Raw genomic sequence first — 21,456 nt, 5'->3', positions numbered from 1 at the left:
CTCAAAACCCCTTGAGGTTGTCCGGGCTGAATATCCGGCTCGGGACATCAAGCCGGACGCCCCCGGAAGCGTCAGTATTCGCGGTGGGCACCCCCTCGGCCTGAAAGACGATGACGCCCCGCGCCATATCCTTGAGTCCGGCAAGCGCATCCTCGAATGCCTTGCGGACGCCCTCAGGCGCGGAGACTGCCGTGTGAAGATAGTAAAAAGCCATGTCCGCACACCACCGCCGCACCGGAGCGGGGACAGGATCGAGCGGTATCCGGTAACGGCTCGCCGCATATCCCTCAATCGCTTCCGTAGCGTCGGTGAGAGCCGCCCCTATGACGGCCTTGTCTGGATATCGTGCCGGGGGTATGGATCGGTCGGTAAGCTGTGTGAGCTTCATCTCACCAAACCGGGTCACAAGGTCGTCATAGGTGGCGTAGGTCATGCTTCGGTCTTCTTTTTCCCGCTTAGGGTGGAATGCTCAGGCTCCTTCGCTGGAGCCTTCTCCTTCTTCGGAACGGTGATTTCCTCGACAACAAGCATAGGCTCGGCCTTGAGAGCAGCGAGTTCTTCCGGCGTAAAACGCCCGTCGGGATAGTCCCGCGTCCCGGCATGACTGATGCCCGCCCGCCGGAAGCCGTCTTTCTTTGCGGTAATGCGTATCATGACGTCACCTACAACCACGGACTGACGAGCAGTTCCGCGGATCCGGCCCATTCGTTGGTGGCCCCGCCCGTCGTCAAGGCGGCGACGACGACCTTGCGCGCGGCGGATTCGTGCATGGGCGGAACAACAAGAAGGTTCGGCACCAATCCCAGAGGATCGCCCGCGTCATTGGTAAAACCCATCATCGCGGCGCGGGCCTCGGCGTAACTCTCGTTCGTCAACGGCTTCGTGGAACGGATCGCGCACTGCCACAGGCCGAACCCCACGTTCACACGGGCATCGACACCGTAGAGGTACTCGTCACGCATGAATACGTTGTCGTCGTTGGGCGCGTCCTTTCTCTTCAACTCGTATTCCCGGCGCTTCTGGAAGATCATCGGCTTCACAGGGCGGGTGGTGCACATGAGGAACCACGGCTCTACTGCGCCGGAACTTGCCGTGATGGAGTTCGAGACGGATTTGCCGCTGACGGGGTGATCCGTGTCGAAAAAGTATTGGCCGTCATAACACGCAAGCTCGTGCCCTTTTTTGAGCGCACCGAAGACCAGTTGATTCGGATGAAGCCCGGCCTGCGCCCCCATATCGCGGAACATGGGGCCGTAGATGCCGACCTGATCGTCTTCGATGTCGTCGCGCTTCACGGCGATCGTCATTTCAAACTTTTCGTTCTCAATACTGTACTTGTGGGCCTTCAAGTTGCGGATGATACGATCCCCGGCCCATTTCTGCATGGAGGGCAAGGTGCCGAGCCAAGGATAAACGTTTTCCCGCGTGCCTGACGGTACGACCATCGCAATTTTCTCATACTGGCTCTCGGCGGTGCCGAGGCCGCCCTGAAAGGCGGCGGACACGCCAAAATAGAACTGCTCAAGGGTGGAACGATTGATGTCCATCGGGTTCTCTCCTCAGATTTTGACCCAGACGCCCTCGTCGGTGACGTCAAAGACGATTCCGGCAACGGGTGCGTTCTCGGCCGTGGTTTTCTGGACGGTGCAGTCGTCCGCCGCCCAACACGTCGCGCCAATTTGGGCGGGCGTGGGCGCGTCCCCGGATGCGGCCTCAAACGCAAAGACCCCACGGCGCACGGACACTTTTTCCCCAGCCTTGCCTTGCCGCTGCGCGACCCCCACAACCGGGGACAACCCGGCGGTAATGCTTGCCGGCACAAGTTTGCCGTCCCCATTCAAGCAAACCATACTTCCGGCATAAACCGTAGAAGCCGCCTCAAACTCGAACTCGTCACCATTGCGGCGCACGGTATCCCGATCACTCGTCAGAGCCGCCATTGTCGCCTCCTTTCACGGACTGCATGGCCTTTTTGTAATCCTCTTCGGATACGCCCATTACACGGCAAAGCGTCTTCGCCGTGCCGTCCAGCACGCCGTCGGCACTGTCGGGCGGGGTCGTCTTTACGGACTGCGCGGCCTTACCGCCGGGCCGCAGGTCGGGAGCCGCCTCAAGGAATTTCTTGAACCCCTCAGGATCACGGGAGGCGGATTCCTTCGCCCACGTTTCCATAGCCGGACTGATCTTGCCGTCGGCCTTGCCCTGCTCGACGAGAGCCACGGATTGCGCGGCTTTCATTTGGGCAAGCTCCGTATTCACGGCAGTAAAGGTTTCGACAGGGACGAAACGGTTCACATCCGGGTGCTCGGCACGGGCGGCGACGGACTGCACGGCCTTGACGAGCCCGGCGGGCGTTCCGTCGTCGGCCTTCACGGTCTGGGCCATAGTGGACATGGCCTCTTTCATGGCCTGAGCGTCCTGCACCACCATTCGGGCTACGGCCTCGACGGTGGCCTCAGTCGGATCGGCGTCGGTCACGCCAAGGACGGAGGCAATGGTCTTGAGAAAAGACATGGGACTTTCTCCGGTAAAAGATTGCTGGCCGGAAGACTCACAGGAAGCGAGGGCCTTTAGCCCGGTCAGATTGGGGACGTTGGTGAGGGCCACGGACTCGATCGACTGGATGACGCCGTTCTGGTCGTGGTAGTAGACGGGGGAAACGTAGCGGTACTCGCGGGCGGCGACGTGAGCCCTGCCCTTCTCCGTCCACTCAACGCGCCCCCATACGCCGTCGGCGCGCGCTTCAAGCGCGGTAATCCACCCCGCCGCCGGAGCGGGCTGGCCGTTCACAGCGGAAAATTCAAGCTGATGGTCGTAATCCACGGGGATGTCGAGGGGGCCGTTGTGCGCCCGCGTCTGCGCAACTACGGAAACCGGATCGCAAGTGTACGGGCCGCGCCCGTCCCGCCCTGAAAACGTCCCGGTTGGGAAAAGCTGCATCCAATCCGGCGCGTCCCCGGCTTGGAAAGCGGGAAGCGCGACGGAAAAAACGGATTTCAGAAGAGGGCTGTTCATGGATGGACTGTACGGAAAGAATAAAAACGAACACACCCTGAACATTTTCCAATAGATAAAAGAAAAGCCCCCGGAAACGGGGGCTGTGGCTCAAAGGGCCTCAAGGACATTCATCCCGCGCAATGGAAAAATCCCAAACATCTTCACGCCAACAAAATTTGACTTATATACGCCAATGACGTATAGTCATTTCATGGAATTCATCGAAACGCCCATATTTACCCGTCTCGTGTTGGAACTTCTCCCCGATGACGAATACCGCGAACTCCAGTTCATGCTTGCGGATAACCCGTCTTGCGGCGACATAATCCAAGGGGGCGGAGGAATCCGTAAGGTTCGGTTTTCCGCTAAAGGAAAAGGCAAAAGCGGAGGCGTTCGCGTCATCTATTATTGGATGACGGCAAGGGGGCAAATCTACATGCTCCTGATCTATCCCAAAAATAAAAAAGATACCCTTACGGACAAGGAAACCAGCATACTGCGAGAACTGGTCAAGGAGTTGGCTCATGGATAAAGATTTGTTCGACGATCTGACGGCAAGCCTCAAGGAGGCAGCGAGCATAGCCAAGGGAAGAGCCTTCCCTTCCCGCTCCTTCAAGGTTTCCGGGCCGGATGTAAAAAGCGTTCGAGAGCAGACGGGACTCTCTCAAAACGAGTTCGCCCTTCTCCTTCGGGTAAGCGTCAAAACGCTCCAGAACTGGGAACAAAACCGGAGACAGCCGACCGGCCCAGCGGCGGCACTGATACGGATTTTTGAGAAGTCGCCTGATACGGCTATTCAGGCATTACAAGCGTAGCACGGAAACAGCCCCTTTCCTCACGGTTGGGGGCTGTTTTGTTACAATGCCTTGATGACGTCCATCATCCACAGGATTTCATGTTTCGTAGCTTGTCCCATGAAGAGGAAAGGCAAAGCATCGCGGGTGAGATGGAAGAATCGTTGCCGCTTTCCGGTGGGGCTGATTTGCGCGTCCGGGGTGAAGGCTGTTGCCGCGAAGTCCGGCGGGAGGATGGAGCGGAGCCGATCTATATCCCGCATGAGGTTGGAGTGCTTGCGCTGCATTCCCTTGGCTGCTTCGAGTGTAGTGAGCATGTCCGTCCCTCTACCGTACGCTCATGGCGCGGGCGTATTCCAACAGGAGTATTGCCGGATTCTTTTCATCCGGCAGCCTGTCATCAAGGGAATGCAGGGCGGCGATCATGCGCTCGGTGAAGTACCGTTCCCACTGCGCTCCGACGCGGACGCCGGAGAAGGGGCGGTCGGGGGCTTCCTTGTAGACACGGCGTTCCAGCGTGGTGAAGACGGGAATGCTCATGGTGATCAGCCTGCTGCACAGGCGACCAAAGGTACGGGAGTAGTTCTGTTGGGCCTCCCGGATTTCAGCGGCGAGTTCCAGCATAGCGGCTTCGTCAAAACGCGGCGCAGCGGGCAAGGCGGGGCGATTGCGGGTGGATGGGGTGGAGAGCATCACAGGCTGTTCTGCGGGCACCCTATCGCCGTACTGCTCGATGACGTTCAGCACCCAGCGGCGGAATGCCTTGGCCACTGGCGTCCGGGCGAACATGGCGAGGAGGTGGCAGCCGCGCAAGCTGAAGATGCGGGTTTCCTGCGGGCCGCCCTCCGTCGGGAGAGTGACCACGGCGGTCATCGCGGGGGTGAATTCGTCGGCGTGGCGGGTGTAGAGCTTGGAAATCTGAACGTCTGGGGCGGTGTATCCCAAGGCTCTACCGATCTGGTAACCCCTTACCCAAGGTTGCTGATTTTGCTGAATTACGTCGAACTCTACTGATTGGAAGCAAAGAGCCTGTGACATAGTAAACCTCGCAATTTTTCTATTGGCTTTTCTAAAATGGAAAAGGCCGGGAGCTAGAAACCGTTGCGAGACGGCGGGCATATTCCCCCGAAGGGTATTCTATTAGCCCACTCCCGGCCTGAATAGCCGAAGATACGCCATACTTTTCTGTGCATGGACGTAAAAAAGCCACTCTCACGGGGTTGGCATCCACTCGCAAAGGAGTTTCTAGGCTCCATGGGAGACATCAAACCATGAAAGCGGCTCGGTTGTCAAGATAGCTATTGGGTACTCAACGTGAGCTTTATTTTCTTATCATAATCTTTTCCAACTATATGAACGTATGCACCATATACACCATTAGTCAGAGGCTTATGGAGCCATCCCGTAGGGATTCCTAAACTTTTTGCATACCTATCATATGGAATATATACAATCATACTGTTTGGATAGATATTTTTATTCAATGTTCCACTTGGAAATATGAGAGCATCTTGCTTCGGTGATTCTCTATCTACATACCTTATTCCGTCAAACATAAAACCACCATCTGGATTCATGTTGTTAATAAAATATGTATCATTCCAAATTACTTTAATATCTTCTTTTGATTTATTATTTATATTGATATTTAAACCTTTTGGTTTTCCATATTGATCATATGAAAAACTAATTAATGCTGATATATAATTGTCATTATATATTGGATTTACGTTCTCTATTATGCTTTTAGCAAGTGGTGAAGATTTTTTTGGTGCTTCCCCTATTGCTTCACTATAGCTTTCTGCTACAGGCGGAGTGTCACTCTCTTCTCCTATGACAGGAAGATAGTTTTTATTTTGATACAACTCACCACACCCCGTCACTCCCCAGCACATCACGACCATAACCAACGCTAAAATCAGTTTTCGCATAACGTATTCCTCCCACCCTCCCCACACCATACGGGACAAGGAAAGTCAAGACTGAGGCCATAATAAAGCCCCTTTCCTCCACGGTCGGGGGCTTTTATCCTTGTCTTCTCACTTTTCGCGTCGTATAGTTACTTCAAACAGGAATCCGTGAGTTCATGACAACCGGGAAATTCGCACGTCCGGTTCGCTTCTACCCGAAAGGGAAAGTGTTACGTGGAGAGTGGCGTACCACCTTGAACTCATAGAGTCCGCTCTGGAAGCTGTATCCGGGAGGTCTGCCGTTAAGTCGTACTGGCAGCCATGCTCCGCCCCGGCAGCGGTTGATGGTGTGAGGGGAAAGAGCGCTCCCCCACCGGATACGGCCTTCTACCGCACCTGCTCATATCTGCCTTTATTCTGGAACTCCTCCAGATTCTTGATCCGCTTTCCCGTCCGAATCGTATTAATGAGAACCTGCTTCCTCTGGACGCGGGTTGCATAGTCCACAAGGACGATAATCTTCCCCTTCCCTTCCTCCATACTCAGGACGTAGACGACGCCGGGATTTTGTGATGCGCGGCGCGAAAACTCGCCTCCGGGCGGCGTGATAACTCTTTCCAAAAGTCTGCTACATATTCGTCAACAAAATTACAAAAACGAAGGGCGGGGGAAAAATCCCTCGCCCTGTTTTCATGCGCTGAGGCGTTGTCTGGTGAAAGCCGGTTCCCATGTGGCCGCGCGTTCATCCTGCGGCACCGCCCGCGGCCTCTCTCCCCCGGCCAGGCGTGAAACGGCATGAACCAGCAAGCGGACGCCCATAGGGGCAAGCTCCCGCCTCCACAGCGCCGCGGCGTCTTCTCCCGGCAGGACATAGCACCAGTCCTGTGCCTCAATCGGGCCGGTGTCGGCTCCTTCGTCCATCCAGTAGACAGTGCCGCCCGCCACAGGGTCGCGCATGGCTATGGTCCAGCGCACAGCGTCCCTGCCTCGGTGCCGGGGCAAAAGTGAAGGATGATAGGCCAAAACTCCCAGGCTGCAACGGGCGCGAACACTGGCGGGGATAAACCTCTGACAGTAGGCCGCGACGGCCATATCACAGGCGGGAACGGCCGACATGCCGGCAATGGGGATTCCCCTTTGCCGGGCTTCATCCACAAGCCTGTCCTGTTCGGTATCCGGGCATACTGCAACGATTTCTACACCGGGCAGGCGCGAGAGTCCCCGCAACACTTCCACGGCAAGCCACTTCTGGCCGAACAGTACTATTTTCATGATGCGGCCCCTATATAGCGGAAACCCTGAACAGCCCGGAAATGGCCGCCGTAGCCTTGCGCCCCTCCCAGCGTTTGGAGCGTCCCATTTCTTTTTCTTGTGGCCTCTATGGACCGTCTGCATCGGGTCTTGCTTTCCCCGTACAGCCGGGCGGAAACCTGAGTCCAGAACGAAGAACGGCGCAAGGCGGCGCACAAGCCGGGATGCGAAGTATGGAACAGCGTCGGCAGTTCCAGCCCGTAGCGGTTCTTTCCCTCCCGCCACATCTGGCAAACGGCATTGAGGAATTTCAGACCGACGCCCGCCCCCTGCCATTCGGGAAGGACTACCAGGCGGCAGGCGCGGGCTTCGACAAAACCCTGCCGCGTGCTGACGGCCACATGGGCCACGGGCTGGCCGTCCACAAAGCCGACATAGTTTGTCGCGGCTATCATGTGGGGAAGTTTCAGATAATGATGCGGCTCAAAATACGGCCACCATTCCCAGCCTGTTTGCTGGATTTCAAGTTCGATTCGTGGGCGTTGAAGACACCCCCTTGTCCACTTGAAGCCGTCGCCTCCGGTGTCGAAAATCCAGTCGGGAGCCAGCCAGTCGATAATGTCATAGTGACAAGAAAGAAGGACCACTTGCCCGCCGGTACGCCGCCAGGCTTTTGCAAAAGCCGACGCCCCAACTTTTGCAATCTGACGGTCGACAACGCTTGTAAATTCGTCCACCACGGCGCGGGCCGGAGCTTCGCAGATAAGCCGGGCAAGTGAGGCCCGGAACCTTTCGCCGGTAGAAAGGACATGGAAGGGCCGCAGCCATGCAGGCACATCTCCAAGCCCCACGGCGGAAAGCGCCGCGGTCACGGACTGCCAGTTTCCGCCCTCGGCGTCCGGCGCTATGGCGTCAATAATGGGCCTGTCTCTGGGCCAGCGTTCAGAGCCGCGCAGGGCGTCCTTGCCCCATATCCGCGCCCCCAGACTGGACTTGCCGGAGCCGGAAGGCCCCACCACAAGCCCGATTTGCCACGGTTCGGCATTCGGGCCGTCTATGGGCAGGTCAGCTTCCAGGTCAAAGCCGATGCCTTCCACGTTGAAAAGGCTTTGCACGCACGCGGCGCGGTATGAATCGAAAGCCGGGGCGGGGTGATGAATGCGAACTTTCATACCCGCACCACCCTGCACTTGTAGCCTTCTGTCTTCAGGCGTTCATAGACGGCGCGGTGTTCGGCCTCATTCCTGCACAGCACGATAACGCCGAACTGTTCCCGGTACTTGAAGCCGTTTACCCCCAGCATTTTGCGGGGGGTGTCATTCTGTCTTTCCATAAGGAGAACCCGTTGCGGCCGTCATGCGGCTCTGCGTTGGGGCGCGTGGCCCGCACAGGCTATCCGTTCAGCTTGCGGTTCTTTTGGGGTAGGGGCAAACGGGCAGTTTCAAACGTCTTCGCCAGTCTGTTTTGAGGAAGCGGACATAGCGGAATTGACGGAGCCTGATTACTTTTGCCCGGTGCAGATTTTCCCGCAGCAGCTTGCCCCGGTTGCCGCTTCTTGTAAGGTTCGTTGCAATTATCTTGTGATACACTTCCCCGTCCAGCTCATAAAACACGGACACATGATAACCGACGTATAAGAAGCTACACGCCTGATAAACCACGCCCAGGCCGTTACAGCGTTCATCGGCGAAACTTTGCACCCACGCCACGCCGGGGCAGGCCCGGCGTATGTATTTCAGGGCGTAGCTGATAGCCTTGCTTTCGCTGTTGCGCGGGGCGTCGTCGGACAGCCACATTCTGTTGAGTTCCAGATATTGCCCCTGAACGGTTCCCTCTACGACTTTACCAGCACGGGCGGGATTGAGGGCGTATCCCCATTGCAGAACGCCCTCAAAAGCCCCTTCGCGGAAAACCCCCAGGTGCAGATAGCTGTTATTGACCACCCTGTGGCTGTAGTGGTGGCGTATGATTACGGCTTTCGCGTCGGCATACGGTATCTGCGCAACGTAAAAACCTGCCGTACCGAAGCCCTGCGGACCTGTTTCACCCATAATGTAACCGGGAGGGCCTTCCGGCGGTGGCAGGTAGCTGCTCAGGGCCGGGGGATGGTATGGTTTGCGGACTGAAGGCATGGCGTCCTCTGTAAAGAGGCTCCACGGCCTTCCCCGTTGGGGCGCGCGGCCCGCAGAATGAAGAAGTTTTTGCACCGCCCGCAGCGAAACTCAAGCTCAACGGCTTCGCCTTTGGCAATGAGCTTGTTGCAATAGGGGCACCTGATTTCCGGCAAATCTCTCTTGTTCATAGCGTTAAAATGATTGCGCCCCAAGGAAAATACGCCTATCCTGCCCTTGTCTCACCCCGAGACGCCATGACAGGCGGATACTCTGCAAGCGGCTTTCCTCCGCTTGTGGGGCCGTGGTGGGCTTACGGCAAGCCCGCCGGTGGGGGCGTTGCTACCGCCCCCGCCTCTGTCGCGTTCTCCGGGCATGGCGGTTCATCCCGCGGCCTGTTCATGCTGCAATGCCTCACGCGGTCCCGCACTTCGGCGCGTTTGGCATTGTTGAAACGGTCCACGGAACCGACAAGATAGCCCGTTATCCGGCGTATGCGCTCGAACTTTACGCCTTCGCCGACCTTCCGTTCCATCTATTCCTCCTCGTGTTCATGGCCGCGCCGCAGAACCAGGCGTTCAAGGGCGCTGCCGCAGGTTCGCCAGCCGTTGCAATGCTTCATGTACCCGGTGAACGACGACACGCAGGCGCGTACCGTGTCCAGGTCGACTTCTCCCCGTGCATACAGCCGGGAAAGCCCCTTGAAACGCTTTTTCGCCCGCGCCACATTACGGCGGCGCGGCAAAGTGTGGTCAATCCAGTGACGATACCCCGCGAAGTCCACGCCCTGCGACGCCGGGAAAATGCGGGTCTTGCGGTTGAGGTTCAGGTGCAGTTCGCAGGCCAGAAAATCCCGGATTTCCGCCAGCAGCCGCCAGAGTTCGGCCTTGTCCCGGTGCAGGATGATGAAATCGTCCATATACCGCACATAGAACCGGACGCCCAGCGTATCCTTTATATAATGGTCAAGCTGGTCAAGATACACGTTCGCCAGGAGTTGGCTTGTCAGCGCACCCAGGGGAAGGCCGCGCCCGCCCTCGATGCAGCCGCTTTGCGTTACCAGAACGCGGAGCACATGGAGCACGTCCGGGTCGCCGATGGTTCGGGCCACCACGCGCAAAAGTATTTCATGGTCGATACTGTAAAAGTATTTTTCCACGTCGGCCTTCAGCGCGTACACGGTGCCGCCTTCGGCCGCGGCTTTCCTGAGCATGGCCGTCAGATAGTCGCTGGCAGCGTGCGTCCCCTTGTTGACGCGGCAGGCGAAACTTTGCGCGATGAAGCGGCGCTCGAAATACGGGCCGATGACCTGCACCAGCGCATGATGCACCACGCGGTCCGCAAAGAGGGGCGCATGAATCAGGCGGCGTTTCGGTTCAAAGACGAAAAACTGCCGGTACTGTCCCGGCTTCCATGCCTTTGCCCGAAGGAGCCGCCGGAGCTGAAGCAGGTTTTCCTCCAGGCGCGCATTGAAGGCCATGACCTCATTGCGGTACCGCTTGCCCCGCGAGGCTTCCTTTGCCGCGCGCAGCAGGTTTTCCCACTCCAGCACGTTCTCCCATATATGGCGGGCTGTTTTCGGCATGTATTCCCCCGGAAACCCCGCGCCGCTTTCGTTGCCTACCGGCCGCGCGGGGTGCCTGTTGTTTCCCTCATTCGCACGAGGGAGGAAACGCTCCCCTTTTGCCTCCTGTTCCGTCCCGGCGGCCGTGACCGCCGGGCTTCCGACGAGAGAGAGGCAAGAGCGGGACGGAAACCCACATTCCTATTGCGGTTGCTGCGGTAGCAATTCAGATTGAGGGCAAACACGCCCGCGCCGCCGCTATTGCGGTAAGAGCCGCCGCGCAACGCCGGGGCTTCCATAGCCGGAACGTTCCCCGCCGATGCCCCGTTTCCGGAGCAGTCAACTTTCTTTTTACTCCCGCGCCGCTTTCGTCGCCTACCGGCCGCGCGGGGTGCCTGTTGTTTCCCTCATTCGCACGAGGGAGGAAACGCTCCCCTTTTGCCTCCTGTTCCGTCCCGGCGGCCATGACCGCCGGGCTTCCGACGAGAGGGAAGCAAGAGCGGGACGGAAACCCACATCCCGGTAACGGTGGGAGCGTTGCTCTGCAATGTTGAGGGCAAACACGCCCGCGCCGTGCTGGTCATTGTACCGGCCGCCGCGCAACGCCGGGGCTTCCATAACCGGAGCGTTCCCCGCCGATGCCCCGTTTCCGGAGCAGTCAACTTTTTTACTCCCCGCGCCGCTTTCGTTGCCTACCGGCCGCGCGGGGATGCCGTTGTTTCCCTCATTTGCACGAGGGAGGAAGTGCTCCCCTTTTGCCCCTTGTTCCGTCCCGGCAGCCGTGACCGCCGGGCTTCTGACGATGGAGGGGCGAGAGCGGGACGGAAACCCACATTCCTGTTGCGATTGGTACGGCTGTTATTCAGATTGAGGGCAAACACGCCCGCGCCGCCGGCATTATTGTAATTGCCGCCGCGCAACGCCAAACCGCGACATTGACGGAACACTCCCCGTCAGCGACCGCGCGGGCTTTCAGTTCCCGCCTTTTTCAGACCGCCGACAATTCGACCGATTTCCACAAGTTTCTCGGAAACGGGCTCATACCGCTTTTCCGGGATAGCCCGGAGGCGGATGCCCAGCCGTATCATGGCGAGCAACAGCTTTGCCTTGACGTCGACCAGGTTCAGCAGCGCCCAACGGTTCCCCGACCTGAGCGAGAGTTGAATCAGGGCGCTTTCCACTTCCCATACCAGGGAGCGGATATCCGAGCCGAGCGTGAAGCGTTCACTTTTAGGCATGTCCCGAAGGACGGAAGCAAACAGGTATTCGCTCAGGTCTTCCCATTTCTGTTGAAGAACCAGACCTCGCTCGACGGATTCGCCCATATCCTCCCCCTTTTCCGTATAAAAAAAATGGCGACCGGCTTCGCCGGTATAGTTTATATCAGTAACCCGCCATTTTTTCCATGTATAATGGAACTTGTCAGGGGTTCAGGTTGTAAGGATTCAGGATTACAGGATAAAAGCGGGACGGAAACCCACATTCCTGTAGCGATCGGTACGGCTGTAATGCAGAACGAGGGCAAACACGCCCGCGCCGTGCTGGTCAACGTACCGGCCGCCGCGCAACGCCAGCCTTTCGGCGCTGTTCCGCATCCAGATATTCCCCACAGGTCCCGTCGTTGAAACAGGGTAAAGGCTCAGGAGTTTCAAAAGCGCCGGAGCCGTCACGCCGCTTTTGGCCGTCATGGATGCGAAGGCGCACGCGGAAGATGCCGTCGTGTCGGGGCTTGGATACTGGCTTGTTATGGCGGTATTCAACACCACCGCCCCCGTTCCGTTACTTCCGGCGGCATCCAGTTTCAGTGTGGACGCCGTACCCGGAGAAACAAGCGTACCGGCCTGCAAAATGGCCTTCCATGCGGAGGAATCCGCGCTCATGTCCACGTCATGCGCGGCGGCATTGTTATCCGCAATGATATTAATTTCCCCGGCGTTCAGACGCAGGCCGCCCGTCCATTCCCATACGTTCCCCACAAGGTCCGCAATGCCCGCGGGAGAATTGTCATGCCGCCAGCTTACAGGGCCGGAACCTGTCAGGGTGCGCCCGTGCAGGTCGTCGTTTCTGACGCCAAGCTCACTTGCTCCCGGCGTAAGCGTGCCCGTTTCATGCTTCTGTTCATGGTGCAAGCCCCAATACGTATTGCCCCGCGGTTGCCAACCCGACTTGATGCCCAGAGCACCGAGCAACGCCCATTCCGCGTTGGTCATAAGGTGCCAGCCCGTGCCCTTGTTCTTGCAGTAGGATACGGCGCTGTCAAAGTTCAGGTCATGCGCCGGGTCCATGCCCGGAAGGCTTACCCCGTACTTGTCAACCACGGACGCGGGATACACCCCGATGAAAAGCTCCGACTTCTCAACGCCGTTGACGATAAAGGCCGGATGCGTGCCCGTCAGCCCCAGGTCGGGGTACAGGTCTTCAATCTTTATTTTTGGAATGCGCCGCATATAATTGGGATGCCCGCCGTCGTCATACAGCACGGTCACAAGGCCGCCCGTCGCCGCTTCCACGCTGGAACGCAGAGAATCCTTGGTAATGATGGTCGCCATGATTTACGCCTCCATATTGTCGGTTACAGTCCACAAAATCAGCCGCACGGCTTCCATATCGGCGGCGGAAAGAGGTACGCGCACACGCTCCGTCGTCGGGGCGGGCGTGATGCAGGTCGGGTCGATGTCCTCAGGCAAATCTTCCCCTCCTGAAAGCGGCATGGGGAGGGGAACATCCTCATAACGCGCCGGGGGGATAATCAGATTCGCCACATAATCGGTCCCGTTCTCCACGCCTACGGCCAGCCCGCCGTTTTGACCGCGTACCACGTCCACCGTCACCTGGCTGTCTTCCTGAAGCCCCGAACAATCAAAAACAAGGGATTCACCACCGGCGGACAGCGTGATTTTCACGCCGTCAAGGTTTACTTCGGGCCACGGCCCGGAACCGCTTCTTTCAATCTGCATACTGTCTCCTTTACATTGCCGGGTGCGCTACCAGCAGCCGCACGTCCACGTCGTCAGCCGTGCCGGACATGGTCAGCTTGAACCCGTTCTTCAGCTTGTCTTTCGCATACACATCGCCGTTTTGCAGGCGTCCGCCCGTGCTGCCCACCACTTCCACATTGACCAGATACTCCGCGTCCGGAAGCGTGCGGTTCAGCGCCACGGACACCGTGGCGGGCGACTTCTGAACGTTCGGCCAGCCGGGTTCACGGCGCGCGCTGTCCGTGATGGTCACGCTTTCCAGGTACGGGTCGTTTTCTTCCGTATTCCCCGCCGGAACCGTGGCGCGGGCCAGCTCGATAGCGCCGTCGGGCAGCGGGCCGTTCAGCGTGGTGGCCGCCACGTCGATGATTCCGGCTTCCGTCTGGAACATGTAGATGATGACCGTGCCGGCCTTGTCCGTGGTGTTGCTGGCCACCGACGCCGTGTTTTCCTGATTGGCGACGGGGTATTCCCGGCCGCCCATAAACACCACGCCGTCCGAACAGGATATGTTGCGCGTCGCCGTGGAACTCTTGGAAAGCGTCACGCCCGATTTGATGCCCCGGTTCTTGATGACCGCCTTGATTTCCTGAAAGCGGGTAAGACGGGTCTGTTCATGTTCCTTCATGCCCAGCGCCGCCAGGTCAAGCCCCAGCTTCAGCCCGGCAAAAAGGCTTTCCTGCATGGAAGGGTCAAAGGACTCCACCGTGCCGCCCATTTGTTCAAGCATGGCCTTCAGGTATTGCGTGCGCGCCGCAAGCTGCTGGTGCGGCCGGTTGTCGATGCCGTCTTCGCCGCCCACAACAGGGTCGGTCAGTTCAATGAGATAGATTTCCTCCGGCCAGGAACTTTCTTCCTTGATTGCCGCCATAACGCCTCCCTAAAAGATGATGGTCCAGGTGCCGACAATCTCTATGTCGTCGGCCTTCTCGATAACGCCGCGCGTCTTGCGGGCAAACAGCGTTCCATCGCTGCACAGCAGCCCGAACTCGCGGATTTTCTTGCCGTTGGCCTCGGCCTTGCCGATGGTGAAGGAAAAGCTCACCCGCCCCGTGGACGGGTAACTGTGCCCGGAAAGTTTTTTCGTGAACGCCGAGGTCAGGCCCGTGTCGGCGGGGTCCGGCCCGCTGCCGTCCGTGCCCACGCCGATATGCGTTATCGTCTTGCCCGAGCCGTCGCCGCCGAGAAGCCGAGCCAGCGCGTCGCGGGCGCTGCTCATAATCATGTTGTGGTCGGCGTAGTGTTCTACCTCTACGCCGTTTTTCCGTATGGAAAGTGTAAATTCCCCGCGCAGGGGCGTTGCGTCCTCAAAGCGCATAGCTGTCCTCCCTGAAAACGTGCTGTTGTGCGCCGTCATAGAAAGCCGCGCCGCGCCGCAGAAGGTAGCGCCGGAGCGCCAGCCCGGCGGATTCCTCCACAGGCAGCGCGTCTTCCGCCGTCATGCCCGCCGACGCGGCGCAAAGGTCGGCAAGCGCCTGATAGGTGATGTCCGGGGCATGGGCGCTGCCCGCAAGCCAGCCCCACAACGTATGTCCGGCGCTGCCGTCGTGGCGGCACAGGCCGTCATGCCGCACGCCGCGAACTTCCTTTCCGCCCCCGTATTCGTTCCATGTGCCATGAGGCAGGGAGCCGTCGTAAAAGCGCAGGCCGTTACGGACGAAAAGCTGCCGCTGCCCGTGGGAAAACGAGCCGTCATGATAGCGCCCCACGGTTTCCCCGCCTTCCGCGCTCACCGTCAGGTCGCCTTCCTCCGCGGGCCGTATGCTTTCCGTCTGGCCGAACTTCAGCGCCGCGACCGTTTCTTCCAGGGCGAAGTCTTCCCCCGGCCCGTGCTGACACGTCCCGTCATGGCGGCACAGCCCGTCATGAAGCGGCCGGAAGCGGATGACTTCGTCGAGGACGGCGGCAAGGGCCGTTTCCAGCCGTTCCACCTGATTGTCATGCAGCCGGCCGCAGGACAGCCAGCGGTCATGACGGGCCGTTCCGTCATGCGCAAGCTCCCCGTCATACTGCCGCCGGAAGCCGTTATTGTACCGGATTTCTCCGTTATGCGTGGGGAATCCCCAGGCGAACACGTCCGGGAAATCCGGCCGGGCGGCCAGTTCCGGGGTTTCCGAAACGGCCATGCTGTCTTCCGCCGACGTGCGCCATGACAGCGCCCGCAAATGGGAACGGGCGTTCTTCCATGCGTTGACCGTTTCGCGGATGCGGGCGCGCCCGGCCGCATCGATGCCCGCGCTTTCCCCCAGGTTGATTTCTATGTCGAACATCGCCCAGCGGTTGCCGCTGGCGTAGGTGCCCGCGCCGTTGTGGGCCAGTTCCGCGTCATGGGCGCACAGCCCGCCGCCTTCCCGCACTTCGGCCCCGGCGAACCCCGTCGCCCGCAGGGCTTCTTCCACCGCCCAGGGCGTGCCCTTGTGCCGGTGCAGTTCTATGGCCTTTTTCAGCAGCGCGCGTCTGGCCGCTTCCGTGGACGCCAGATTCCAGCCTTCCACGCCCATGACGTGGAACTGTTCGCCAAGGGAGGCCAGGGCCGAGGCGTCCACCAGGTCAAAAAGGTTGACCAGAGGAACATCCGCGGGAAGTGCGGAAAGCCGGGCTATGAGCCGGGCAAGGGCTTCCATGCGGGCGTCGCCCTGAAGCGGGGGCTGAAGAAGGTTGTCCCTATCCATGCTTCCGCTCCGGCGCTATGGAAATGTCCACGTCCTGCCAGTCAATCCATTCGCTCATGTCGGCTTCGTAATCTTCGGCAGGTTCAAGAAGATTCACCCGGTACACCCCATAAACGGACAAGAGCGCCACAAGCTGGGAACGAACCACGTCCGCCCCGAGCTGCACGCGGCCGGCTTCCCGCCATTCCGCCACGGCCTGGTCCACGGCCGCGCGTACAGCATCCCCGTCCGCGCCGTCGTACAGGGTCAATTCAGCCCGCAGACGTTGTTCAACGCGGGTCGCCGGGTACACGTTGACCGTATCCGTCAGGGGCCGCACCTTCTTCCCGCTGACATAGGCCCCGACCACCGCCACCAGGGCGGCACCCGGAAGGCCCTCCTTCGTCAGCAGGTACAAATCCACCACGCCGGGCACGGGCGAAACCACGCCCACATCGGCGATGAGCGACGACGCGGAAAGAGCATGGAAGCGATAGGCAAGCTCGCTGCCCGCCGTGGAAAACGCCTCCGGCGCAAGCATGATGCGTTCCCGCAGGTGGTCGTCGCTTTCGGCGTCCGCGCCTCCGCTTGTGGCTTCGGTATTGACCGCGCTCACGTCCGCGTCGGAAAGCGGGTCCGCAAGCTGGCACACCCCGCCCGGAAGTATGCCGTTTGCCGCCGCGCCCCCTGCGGAACATTGCGCCGCGGCGTCGACAAAAAGGTCCCCGGCCGGAAGCGTCACGGCTTCCAGCGTGTCGAAACGGTATGCTCCGTCATGGCTGTAAATCTTCACGCCCGCCGGAATGGTCAGGTTTGCGGCAAGGGGGGCCTTCACGCTGAAGCGCACCGGGCAGACGGCCGCCTCTTCGGAAAGACGGGTCACGCCCACCAGTTCCCCCAGCATGTCAAGCATGGGGGCCTGGGCATAGCGCACAAGATTCTGTTTCGCCGCCTCCTGAATACCCACGCGGACAAGGTGTTCCCGGTAGGCTATCAGGTTGATGAGCAGCCGCTCCGATTGCGCGGGGTACAGCGTGCGCCCGGTCAGTTCTTCATATTCCCGGATACATGATTCAAGCACGGCCTGCTGGTCGGTTTCTATAAAAATCGGTTCCGGCAGTTCTTTCATGCCGTGCCCCCTATGGCGACGCTTGTTGTGTTCTTCCCGGCCGGGCCGCCCATGTCCGCAAGCGTCCAGGCTATGCGGACCACGGCATGGCCGCCGCTCTGTTCCTTCCCCCGGCTTACCGTCACGCCGTCAACGCTGATACGGGGTTCCCAGGCCAGGGCCGCGCGTACTTCCCGCACAATATGCGGCCGGGCCGCGTCAAGGGGCAGGTCAAGATAATTGCCGGCGTCGCACCCGAACTCCGGCCGTAACGGGTCGGAACCTTTGGGCGTGGTCAGGATGATGCGGATACATTGATTGACGTCCGCAATCTGCTGCGCAACGCCGTCACCCCCCAGGGCAAGCTGCCAATGGGGTGTGTCCGGCGTCGCGCGGTATCGGGAGGAGGCAAGCAGGTTTGTCATGCCTCCGTTATAAGAAGCGGGCCGCGCCGCGTCTTTGAAAGGGCTTTAGGAAAACAAAAAGCCCCGCCGAAGCGGGGCCTGAAACGTCAATGTTGTTACACCGGCGGGCCGCTGGTTCCGCCGCCGGTATCTACGCCGCTGTGCCTATGGTCTGTCAGGGAGACGCCGCCCGCCTTCACGTCGTCGTCCGGCACGGTCACGCCTCCGCGCCTTACAGTCAGGGGGCCGTCGATTTCCGCCGTGGTCGGGCCGCCGCCCTCATAACTTTGCATGGACAAGGCCCCCTTCAGGGCTATGGTCGGCGCGGCCAGTGTAAGGGCCGTTTTCGATTCCACGCGCGCGGCCCCTTCCGCAGTTACGTCCGCCTTGCCCGTGCATGTAACGGCGACTTCTCCCTTGATTTCTCCGGTCAGCTTGTGCGCCGCGCGGTCATAGCGCAGCACCGTGCCGTCGGCATAGCGCCGCACGTCCACGTCCGGGCCTTCGGTCTGCGGTACGGCGTCGGCGTCCGACCAGACCGCGCCCAGGATAACGCCGTCTTCGCCGCGAAGGTCCAGCAGAAGCGCCACCTGTTCCCCGACGTCGGGCAAGTCAAGCGCCTTGTCCTTGTGCGTGCGGCGCTGAAGCACGGGAAGAAAGGCCGTTTCCAGATTGTCATATTCCGGGAGCCTCGCGCGTGCCCAGCCGCGGGCGGCGTCCACCGCCGTGATGATGCCGAAGGCGAACGTTGCCCCGGCCTCTTCCTGTGTCCGGCTCATGCCTTTTTCTCCAGAGCCGCCGTCCGCGCAAGCGTCAGCGTCGTTGTGTACCCCTCCCGGCTTATCTCATGCCGGGAACAGGTGACCAGGTACTTGCCCGCGGGCGCGCCGAAGTCTTCCCCCAGCGTCACCGATACCCCGGCGCGCAGTGAAGGGTCGCCGAACAGCGCAAGCTCGGCCTGGCAGCGTTCCAGTTCCGCGTCCTGAAGGGCCGCGTTCCCCTTTGCTTCAAGCTGCGCCTGGCTTCCACGCCCCACAATGCGCAGCTCGTCGCCGCTGGCTTTTTTGGAGGTCCGCCCCCGCTTCTTTTGTGCCTGCTCCGTAGTGCCCACCACGGCCAGACTGTCGTCGCTGCCTTTGCCGTACACCTTCAGCGCCTTTTTGCCCGCGTCCTGTTTCTTGATTTTGACCTTTCGGGGTATGTCCTTCAGCTTGTCCCGGAAACTGCACGATGTCACGTCCTCGCGTTTGAACGTCCGGGCGCTTTCCGCCGTCAAAACGCCGTCCTTGCGCTGAAAAATCATCTTTTTGCCGCTGATTTTGAACGTGTGCCCGTATTCCCCGGCAAGCCGTGTCAAAAAGGCAAGGTCGCTTTCCTGATACTGCGTCACCCTGTCAATGGGAATGTCCGCCACTTCCCCGGCGGGGGTCAGCCCCAGCCGCCCGCATACCACCCGGACCACCCCGGCCAGCGTGGTTTTCTCGTATCCCTTGCTTTTCCGCGTCCGGCACGAAACGCTGATGCCCGTTGCAAGCGCCCGGATGGAGACTTCATCCGGTGGAAAGGAAAGTTCTATCTCGTCAACCTCGAACGAACCGCAGGAAACAAGCTCCTGCCCTGCGTAGCCGATGGATACCGTGAGGGAATCCCCCTTGCCGGGGTACCAGTCCCCGCGCCAGCGCCCGTCGGTATCTTCAAGCCGCAGTTCCAGTTCATCGGATTCCCCGCTCAGGCGGTCCGTATAGCCCACGCTCACAAGGTACGGGCTGATGTCCGCGGAAATATCCTTTCCCTCGTACACAATCCGCGCCTGGGGCATGGGGACTTCAACGGCCTGGCTCACAAAAACACCCCCGCCGACACGGCCGCAAGGCATGGCAGCAGAACATCGGCAACGCTTTTGACGTTCCACACATGCGGGTCGAACCCACCCCACCAGGGCATGTTTTCCCGGCGTCCGCCGCCGAAGGCGTCAATCCAGCGATATTCCGCCTGCGCGTGTTCGCGCCCGGCATAGAAGCAGGCCCCGCCCGCGGCCAGGCCGGGAACGCCGGTCAGCCATTCCAGGCAGGCCAGAATCAGAACAATGAAAGCGTGCAGCATGGCTATTCCTCTTCAGCCCCGGCGCACCAGGGCGGCAGATTGACGTTGTGTTCCAGGTCCGCGGCCTTGACCACGGGAATGAATATCCGTACCCCGCCCGGAAGAATCGGGCTTATCGGCATGTGGGGATTGGCCGCAATGATGCGTTCCACTTCCGAAACATCCCCGTAGTAGCGCCAGGCCAGCGTATCCCAACGCTCGCCCTCGCTTGTGACGTGTACAAGCCTGTCCATGTCAAGCCTCCTGAACGCGCCGCGCCGCCACTTCGGCGGAAAGCCGTTGCAGGGCGGGCGCACAGCGGTCAAGGCAGGAAGAACCCGCAGAAAGACAGGTATCAACCTGCCCCAGCGTTTGTCCGACCTTGCCCGTATCCATACCCAGCGCGGAGGCCAGCGCCGCGCCGTCCCGCATGAGGCCGGTCAGTTCCCCGGCGGCGGAAACCGCGGTTTTGATTTCTTCCAGCGGCAGGGCGGCGGCGCATGTGCCCAGGGCTTCCCCCAGCCCGGAAGACAGGCCCCCGGCCTTGCCCAGCAGCCCGCCCAGCCTGTCCGCGCCGCCCAGCGCCAGAGAAACGGCTTCAAACGGACTGCCCGCATTCGCCACGTCCCGCGCCAGATGGACAAGGTCCGTGGCCTCGCTGATGATTCCCCGCGCCTGTTGCGCGCAGGAAACCGCCGTGCGCATGGTATCCCACAGACCGCCGCCGGCCGCGGGCGTCGCCAGGGAAAGCAGGGAACCGGAGCCGGGATACACGGCCAGGGAGGGCGCGCCGTCGCTCACCGCAGGGCGTTCAAGGGGCTTTGCCGGGTCGCCCGTGTACTCTTTCAATTCCGCCTGCATGGAAATCAGCCAGGGCGTGCCCGACGGGCTGCACTGTTCAAGCGTGGTGGAAAGCCGTTCAAGGACGAAGTATCCCCACCATGTCCCGTCGCCGAACACCAGCGGATGCGCCTGGTGCTCCCTCAGCATGGTTTCCAGCTTCTTTCTCTCTTCAACCGGCGTGCAAAAGCTGAAATGCAAGTCAAAGGTCAGACTCAGCGCGTCCAGTTCCCGGCCCGTATATTGCAACCGGGGCGCACGGGAGAACAGGGCGTGCTCCGCAAACATGGCCCCCTGTTGCGCGTCAAAAGCGGACGGCGAAAGCCGCGGGGAAAGAAGCACGTCCCCCAGCGTGGCGAAAACGCTAAACATAAGCGCGGCGCTCCTTGTCGTGCATGATGCGGCGTATCATGCGCTCCAGTTCCGGCAGGGTCATGGACAACGCGCCCCGCACGTCCTTTTCCGCAGCGTTCCCCTGTATGGTGATATTCGGTGAAAAGGTGACGTTCACCTGGGCGCGGCCTTCCGGCCCGCGTTCCCGGTCAGCCCTCGCGGCCGCGGCAATCTTTGCCGGGCCGTCCGGAGCCGTCAGCAGTTTGGGCGGCTGCCAACCGCGCTCAGGCCGACGGCCGGGCTCCTGCCATGCCTCGGATGTTTCCGGCCGCGCCATGCCCGCCGCCGTTCCGGGAAATGCGGGAACGGGGAACAGCCCGGCAAACAGGCGCTTGCCCCATGCCGCCAGGCGGGAAAGCGCGGCCTGCGCCGC

32 protein-coding genes are annotated in these 21,456 nt (G+C 60.3%); 2 read left to right on the top strand and 30 right to left on the bottom strand.

Annotated elements, in window-relative coordinates; genetic code table 11:
- Position 1: 1 nt before the first annotated feature.
- The 5 genes from ACZM8Y_RS13405 to ACZM8Y_RS13385 are packed head-to-tail and all read right to left on the bottom strand — an operon-like array spanning position 2 to position 3,015.
- A complete protein-coding gene (locus ACZM8Y_RS13405) occupies positions 2-433 on the bottom strand; it encodes a gp436 family protein (RefSeq protein WP_482334233.1) in 432 nt (143 codons plus the stop codon).
- Entirely contained in the window at positions 430-654 is a 225-nt protein-coding gene (locus tag ACZM8Y_RS13400) for an HI1506-related protein (RefSeq protein ID WP_482334235.1), read from the bottom strand. Before ACZM8Y_RS13400 ends, ACZM8Y_RS13405 begins: the two co-directional genes overlap by 4 nt.
- Before the next feature lie 8 nt (positions 655-662).
- The gene (locus ACZM8Y_RS13395; RefSeq protein ID WP_482334236.1) at positions 663-1,547 is read right to left on the bottom strand and encodes a Mu-like prophage major head subunit gpT family protein; all 885 of its coding nucleotides are present in this window, start codon (positions 1,545-1,547) and stop codon (positions 663-665) included.
- A 12-nt stretch (positions 1,548-1,559) separates the two neighbouring features.
- Positions 1,560-1,940, bottom strand: a complete 381-nt coding sequence (locus ACZM8Y_RS13390) for a capsid cement protein (protein ID WP_479858771.1) — start codon at positions 1,938-1,940, stop codon at positions 1,560-1,562.
- Positions 1,921-3,015 (bottom strand): phage protease, encoded by a 1,095-nt coding sequence (locus ACZM8Y_RS13385; RefSeq protein ID WP_482334238.1) that lies wholly within the window; start codon positions 3,013-3,015, stop codon positions 1,921-1,923. The genes ACZM8Y_RS13390 and ACZM8Y_RS13385 overlap by 20 nt, the downstream gene beginning before the upstream one ends.
- Before the next feature lie 175 nt (positions 3,016-3,190).
- Between ACZM8Y_RS13385 and ACZM8Y_RS13380 the strand changes: the two genes are divergently transcribed.
- Together ACZM8Y_RS13380 and nadS are read left to right on the top strand one after the other, a co-directional pair.
- The gene (locus ACZM8Y_RS13380) at positions 3,191-3,529 is read left to right on the top strand and encodes a type II toxin-antitoxin system RelE/ParE family toxin (RefSeq protein ID WP_487479897.1); all 339 of its coding nucleotides are present in this window, start codon (positions 3,191-3,193) and stop codon (positions 3,527-3,529) included.
- Positions 3,522-3,812 (top strand): NadS family protein, encoded by a 291-nt coding sequence (gene nadS, locus ACZM8Y_RS13375; RefSeq protein ID WP_482334241.1) that lies wholly within the window; start codon positions 3,522-3,524, stop codon positions 3,810-3,812. Before ACZM8Y_RS13380 ends, nadS begins: the two co-directional genes overlap by 8 nt.
- Before the next feature lie 41 nt (positions 3,813-3,853).
- Here the strand turns inward: nadS and ACZM8Y_RS13370 are convergent, their stop codons facing one another.
- From ACZM8Y_RS13370 to ACZM8Y_RS13250, 25 genes are all read right to left on the bottom strand, one after another.
- The gene (locus ACZM8Y_RS13370; protein ID WP_482334243.1) at positions 3,854-4,108 is read right to left on the bottom strand and encodes a Rha family transcriptional regulator; all 255 of its coding nucleotides are present in this window, start codon (positions 4,106-4,108) and stop codon (positions 3,854-3,856) included.
- Between the two features lie 10 nt (positions 4,109-4,118).
- Positions 4,119-4,829, bottom strand: a complete 711-nt coding sequence (locus ACZM8Y_RS13365) for a BRO-N domain-containing protein (protein WP_487479896.1) — start codon at positions 4,827-4,829, stop codon at positions 4,119-4,121.
- A gap of 260 nt (positions 4,830-5,089) precedes the next feature.
- Positions 5,090-5,722: a hypothetical protein gene (locus tag ACZM8Y_RS13360; protein WP_486854859.1), complete on the bottom strand. Its 633-nt coding sequence runs from the start codon at positions 5,720-5,722 to the stop codon at positions 5,090-5,092.
- A 366-nt stretch (positions 5,723-6,088) separates the two neighbouring features.
- Complete coding sequence (locus tag ACZM8Y_RS13355) at positions 6,089-6,322, bottom strand: hypothetical protein (protein ID WP_489501789.1); 234 nt, start codon at positions 6,320-6,322, stop codon at positions 6,089-6,091.
- Positions 6,323-6,391: 69 nt separating this feature from the next.
- The gene (locus tag ACZM8Y_RS13350; RefSeq protein WP_347865270.1) at positions 6,392-6,973 is read right to left on the bottom strand and encodes a formyltransferase family protein; all 582 of its coding nucleotides are present in this window, start codon (positions 6,971-6,973) and stop codon (positions 6,392-6,394) included.
- Positions 6,970-8,124 carry a GNAT family N-acetyltransferase gene (locus ACZM8Y_RS13345; protein WP_347865269.1) on the bottom strand — a complete coding sequence of 385 codons (1,155 nt, stop codon included), beginning with the start codon at positions 8,122-8,124 and terminating at the stop codon, positions 6,970-6,972. Before ACZM8Y_RS13345 ends, ACZM8Y_RS13350 begins: the two co-directional genes overlap by 4 nt.
- Positions 8,121-8,285: a hypothetical protein gene (locus ACZM8Y_RS13340; protein WP_347865268.1), complete on the bottom strand. Its 165-nt coding sequence runs from the start codon at positions 8,283-8,285 to the stop codon at positions 8,121-8,123. The genes ACZM8Y_RS13345 and ACZM8Y_RS13340 overlap by 4 nt, the downstream gene beginning before the upstream one ends.
- 67 nt (positions 8,286-8,352) lie before the next feature.
- Positions 8,353-9,003, bottom strand: coding sequence for a Mom family adenine methylcarbamoylation protein (locus ACZM8Y_RS13335; protein WP_489501787.1), 651 nt, complete (start codon positions 9,001-9,003; stop codon positions 8,353-8,355).
- A gap of 41 nt (positions 9,004-9,044) precedes the next feature.
- Positions 9,045-9,254: a Com family DNA-binding transcriptional regulator gene (locus tag ACZM8Y_RS13330; RefSeq protein ID WP_347865266.1), complete on the bottom strand. Its 210-nt coding sequence runs from the start codon at positions 9,252-9,254 to the stop codon at positions 9,045-9,047.
- A gap of 122 nt (positions 9,255-9,376) precedes the next feature.
- Positions 9,377-9,598 (bottom strand): anaerobic ribonucleoside-triphosphate reductase, encoded by a 222-nt coding sequence (gene nrdD, locus ACZM8Y_RS13325; protein ID WP_347865265.1) that lies wholly within the window; start codon positions 9,596-9,598, stop codon positions 9,377-9,379.
- On the bottom strand, positions 9,599-10,648 hold the full coding sequence (locus ACZM8Y_RS13320; protein ID WP_347865264.1) for a reverse transcriptase domain-containing protein: 1,050 nt from the start codon (positions 10,646-10,648) through the stop codon (positions 9,599-9,601).
- A 932-nt stretch (positions 10,649-11,580) separates the two neighbouring features.
- A complete protein-coding gene (locus ACZM8Y_RS13315) occupies positions 11,581-11,952 on the bottom strand; it encodes a four helix bundle protein (protein ID WP_347865263.1) in 372 nt (123 codons plus the stop codon).
- 126 nt (positions 11,953-12,078) lie between these two features.
- Positions 12,079-13,176: an SUMF1/EgtB/PvdO family nonheme iron enzyme gene (locus ACZM8Y_RS13310; RefSeq protein ID WP_489501784.1), complete on the bottom strand. Its 1,098-nt coding sequence runs from the start codon at positions 13,174-13,176 to the stop codon at positions 12,079-12,081.
- A 3-nt stretch (positions 13,177-13,179) separates the two neighbouring features.
- On the bottom strand, positions 13,180-13,584 hold the full coding sequence (locus ACZM8Y_RS13305) for a hypothetical protein (protein WP_459613011.1): 405 nt from the start codon (positions 13,582-13,584) through the stop codon (positions 13,180-13,182).
- A 10-nt stretch (positions 13,585-13,594) separates the two neighbouring features.
- Positions 13,595-14,476, bottom strand: coding sequence for a hypothetical protein (locus tag ACZM8Y_RS13300; protein WP_459613012.1), 882 nt, complete (start codon positions 14,474-14,476; stop codon positions 13,595-13,597).
- Between the two features lie 9 nt (positions 14,477-14,485).
- The gene (locus ACZM8Y_RS13295; RefSeq protein WP_459613013.1) at positions 14,486-14,923 is read right to left on the bottom strand and encodes a hypothetical protein; all 438 of its coding nucleotides are present in this window, start codon (positions 14,921-14,923) and stop codon (positions 14,486-14,488) included.
- A complete protein-coding gene (locus ACZM8Y_RS13290; RefSeq protein ID WP_459613014.1) occupies positions 14,913-16,277 on the bottom strand; it encodes a phage tail protein in 1,365 nt (454 codons plus the stop codon). The genes ACZM8Y_RS13295 and ACZM8Y_RS13290 overlap by 11 nt, the downstream gene beginning before the upstream one ends.
- A complete protein-coding gene (locus tag ACZM8Y_RS13285; RefSeq protein ID WP_459613015.1) occupies positions 16,270-17,385 on the bottom strand; it encodes a baseplate assembly protein in 1,116 nt (371 codons plus the stop codon). Before ACZM8Y_RS13285 ends, ACZM8Y_RS13290 begins: the two co-directional genes overlap by 8 nt.
- Positions 17,382-17,789 (bottom strand): GPW/gp25 family protein, encoded by a 408-nt coding sequence (locus ACZM8Y_RS13280; RefSeq protein WP_459613016.1) that lies wholly within the window; start codon positions 17,787-17,789, stop codon positions 17,382-17,384. The genes ACZM8Y_RS13285 and ACZM8Y_RS13280 overlap by 4 nt, the downstream gene beginning before the upstream one ends.
- 95 nt (positions 17,790-17,884) lie before the next feature.
- Entirely contained in the window at positions 17,885-18,547 is a 663-nt protein-coding gene (locus ACZM8Y_RS13275) for a phage baseplate assembly protein V (protein ID WP_459613017.1), read from the bottom strand.
- Positions 18,544-19,611 carry a phage late control D family protein gene (locus tag ACZM8Y_RS13270; RefSeq protein WP_459613018.1) on the bottom strand — a complete coding sequence of 356 codons (1,068 nt, stop codon included), beginning with the start codon at positions 19,609-19,611 and terminating at the stop codon, positions 18,544-18,546. The genes ACZM8Y_RS13275 and ACZM8Y_RS13270 overlap by 4 nt, the downstream gene beginning before the upstream one ends.
- The gene (locus ACZM8Y_RS13265) at positions 19,608-19,871 is read right to left on the bottom strand and encodes a hypothetical protein (RefSeq protein ID WP_459613019.1); all 264 of its coding nucleotides are present in this window, start codon (positions 19,869-19,871) and stop codon (positions 19,608-19,610) included. Before ACZM8Y_RS13265 ends, ACZM8Y_RS13270 begins: the two co-directional genes overlap by 4 nt.
- Positions 19,872-19,873: 2 nt before the next feature.
- Positions 19,874-20,104, bottom strand: coding sequence for a tail protein X (locus ACZM8Y_RS13260; protein WP_459613020.1), 231 nt, complete (start codon positions 20,102-20,104; stop codon positions 19,874-19,876).
- Between the two features lies 1 nt (position 20,105).
- Positions 20,106-21,062 (bottom strand): phage tail protein, encoded by a 957-nt coding sequence (locus ACZM8Y_RS13255; RefSeq protein WP_459613021.1) that lies wholly within the window; start codon positions 21,060-21,062, stop codon positions 20,106-20,108.
- Positions 21,055-21,456, bottom strand: a 402-nt coding sequence (locus ACZM8Y_RS13250; protein WP_489501783.1) for a hypothetical protein, incomplete at its 5' end; no start/stop codon positions are given. The genes ACZM8Y_RS13250 and ACZM8Y_RS13255, both read right to left, overlap by 8 nt.

It is taken from the genome of Bilophila sp., assembly GCF_057864385.1.
Note: the sequence above shows the minus strand (reverse complement) of the source record. Positions and strands in the feature narration are given on the sequence as shown.

Excerpts from the sequence above, each read along its gene's own strand:
- ACZM8Y_RS13350 (WP_347865270.1), bottom strand. The coding sequence starts at position 6,973 with ATGAAAATAGTACTGTTCGGCCAGAAGTGGCTTGCCGTGGAAGTGTTG.
- ACZM8Y_RS13395 (WP_482334236.1), bottom strand. The coding sequence starts at position 1,547 with ATGGACATCAATCGTTCCACCCTTGAGCAGTTCTATTTTGGCGTGTCC.
- ACZM8Y_RS13290 (WP_459613014.1), bottom strand. The coding sequence starts at position 16,277 with ATGGATAGGGACAACCTTCTTCAGCCCCCGCTTCAGGGCGACGCCCGC.
- ACZM8Y_RS13265 (WP_459613019.1), bottom strand. The coding sequence starts at position 19,871 with ATGCTGCACGCTTTCATTGTTCTGATTCTGGCCTGCCTGGAATGGCTG.
- ACZM8Y_RS13370 (WP_482334243.1), bottom strand. The coding sequence starts at position 4,108 with ATGCTCACTACACTCGAAGCAGCCAAGGGAATGCAGCGCAAGCACTCC.
- nrdD (WP_347865265.1), bottom strand. The coding sequence starts at position 9,598 with ATGGAACGGAAGGTCGGCGAAGGCGTAAAGTTCGAGCGCATACGCCGG.
- ACZM8Y_RS13365 (WP_487479896.1), bottom strand. The coding sequence starts at position 4,829 with ATGTCACAGGCTCTTTGCTTCCAATCAGTAGAGTTCGACGTAATTCAG.
- ACZM8Y_RS13345 (WP_347865269.1), bottom strand. The coding sequence starts at position 8,124 with ATGAAAGTTCGCATTCATCACCCCGCCCCGGCTTTCGATTCATACCGC.
- ACZM8Y_RS13315 (WP_347865263.1), bottom strand. The coding sequence starts at position 11,952 with ATGGGCGAATCCGTCGAGCGAGGTCTGGTTCTTCAACAGAAATGGGAA.
- ACZM8Y_RS13310 (WP_489501784.1), bottom strand. The coding sequence starts at position 13,176 with ATGGCGACCATCATTACCAAGGATTCTCTGCGTTCCAGCGTGGAAGCG.
- ACZM8Y_RS13340 (WP_347865268.1), bottom strand. The coding sequence starts at position 8,285 with ATGGAAAGACAGAATGACACCCCCCGCAAAATGCTGGGGGTAAACGGC.
- ACZM8Y_RS13285 (WP_459613015.1), bottom strand. The coding sequence starts at position 17,385 with ATGAAAGAACTGCCGGAACCGATTTTTATAGAAACCGACCAGCAGGCC.
- nadS (WP_482334241.1), top strand. The coding sequence starts at position 3,522 with ATGGATAAAGATTTGTTCGACGATCTGACGGCAAGCCTCAAGGAGGCA.
- ACZM8Y_RS13255 (WP_459613021.1), bottom strand. The coding sequence starts at position 21,062 with ATGTTTAGCGTTTTCGCCACGCTGGGGGACGTGCTTCTTTCCCCGCGG.
- ACZM8Y_RS13405 (WP_482334233.1), bottom strand. The coding sequence starts at position 433 with ATGACCTACGCCACCTATGACGACCTTGTGACCCGGTTTGGTGAGATG.
- ACZM8Y_RS13385 (WP_482334238.1), bottom strand. The coding sequence starts at position 3,015 with ATGAACAGCCCTCTTCTGAAATCCGTTTTTTCCGTCGCGCTTCCCGCT.
- ACZM8Y_RS13275 (WP_459613017.1), bottom strand. The coding sequence starts at position 18,547 with ATGAGCCGGACACAGGAAGAGGCCGGGGCAACGTTCGCCTTCGGCATC.
- ACZM8Y_RS13280 (WP_459613016.1), bottom strand. The coding sequence starts at position 17,789 with ATGACAAACCTGCTTGCCTCCTCCCGATACCGCGCGACGCCGGACACA.
- ACZM8Y_RS13320 (WP_347865264.1), bottom strand. The coding sequence starts at position 10,648 with ATGCCGAAAACAGCCCGCCATATATGGGAGAACGTGCTGGAGTGGGAA.
- ACZM8Y_RS13330 (WP_347865266.1), bottom strand. The coding sequence starts at position 9,254 with ATGAACAAGAGAGATTTGCCGGAAATCAGGTGCCCCTATTGCAACAAG.
- ACZM8Y_RS13300 (WP_459613012.1), bottom strand. The coding sequence starts at position 14,476 with ATGGCGGCAATCAAGGAAGAAAGTTCCTGGCCGGAGGAAATCTATCTC.
- ACZM8Y_RS13380 (WP_487479897.1), top strand. The coding sequence starts at position 3,191 with ATGACGTATAGTCATTTCATGGAATTCATCGAAACGCCCATATTTACC.
- ACZM8Y_RS13295 (WP_459613013.1), bottom strand. The coding sequence starts at position 14,923 with ATGCGCTTTGAGGACGCAACGCCCCTGCGCGGGGAATTTACACTTTCC.
- ACZM8Y_RS13400 (WP_482334235.1), bottom strand. The coding sequence starts at position 654 with ATGATACGCATTACCGCAAAGAAAGACGGCTTCCGGCGGGCGGGCATC.
- ACZM8Y_RS13260 (WP_459613020.1), bottom strand. The coding sequence starts at position 20,104 with ATGGACAGGCTTGTACACGTCACAAGCGAGGGCGAGCGTTGGGATACG.
- ACZM8Y_RS13390 (WP_479858771.1), bottom strand. The coding sequence starts at position 1,940 with ATGGCGGCTCTGACGAGTGATCGGGATACCGTGCGCCGCAATGGTGAC.
- ACZM8Y_RS13360 (WP_486854859.1), bottom strand. The coding sequence starts at position 5,722 with ATGCGAAAACTGATTTTAGCGTTGGTTATGGTCGTGATGTGCTGGGGA.
- ACZM8Y_RS13335 (WP_489501787.1), bottom strand. The coding sequence starts at position 9,003 with ATGGGTGAAACAGGTCCGCAGGGCTTCGGTACGGCAGGTTTTTACGTT.
- ACZM8Y_RS13305 (WP_459613011.1), bottom strand. The coding sequence starts at position 13,584 with ATGCAGATTGAAAGAAGCGGTTCCGGGCCGTGGCCCGAAGTAAACCTT.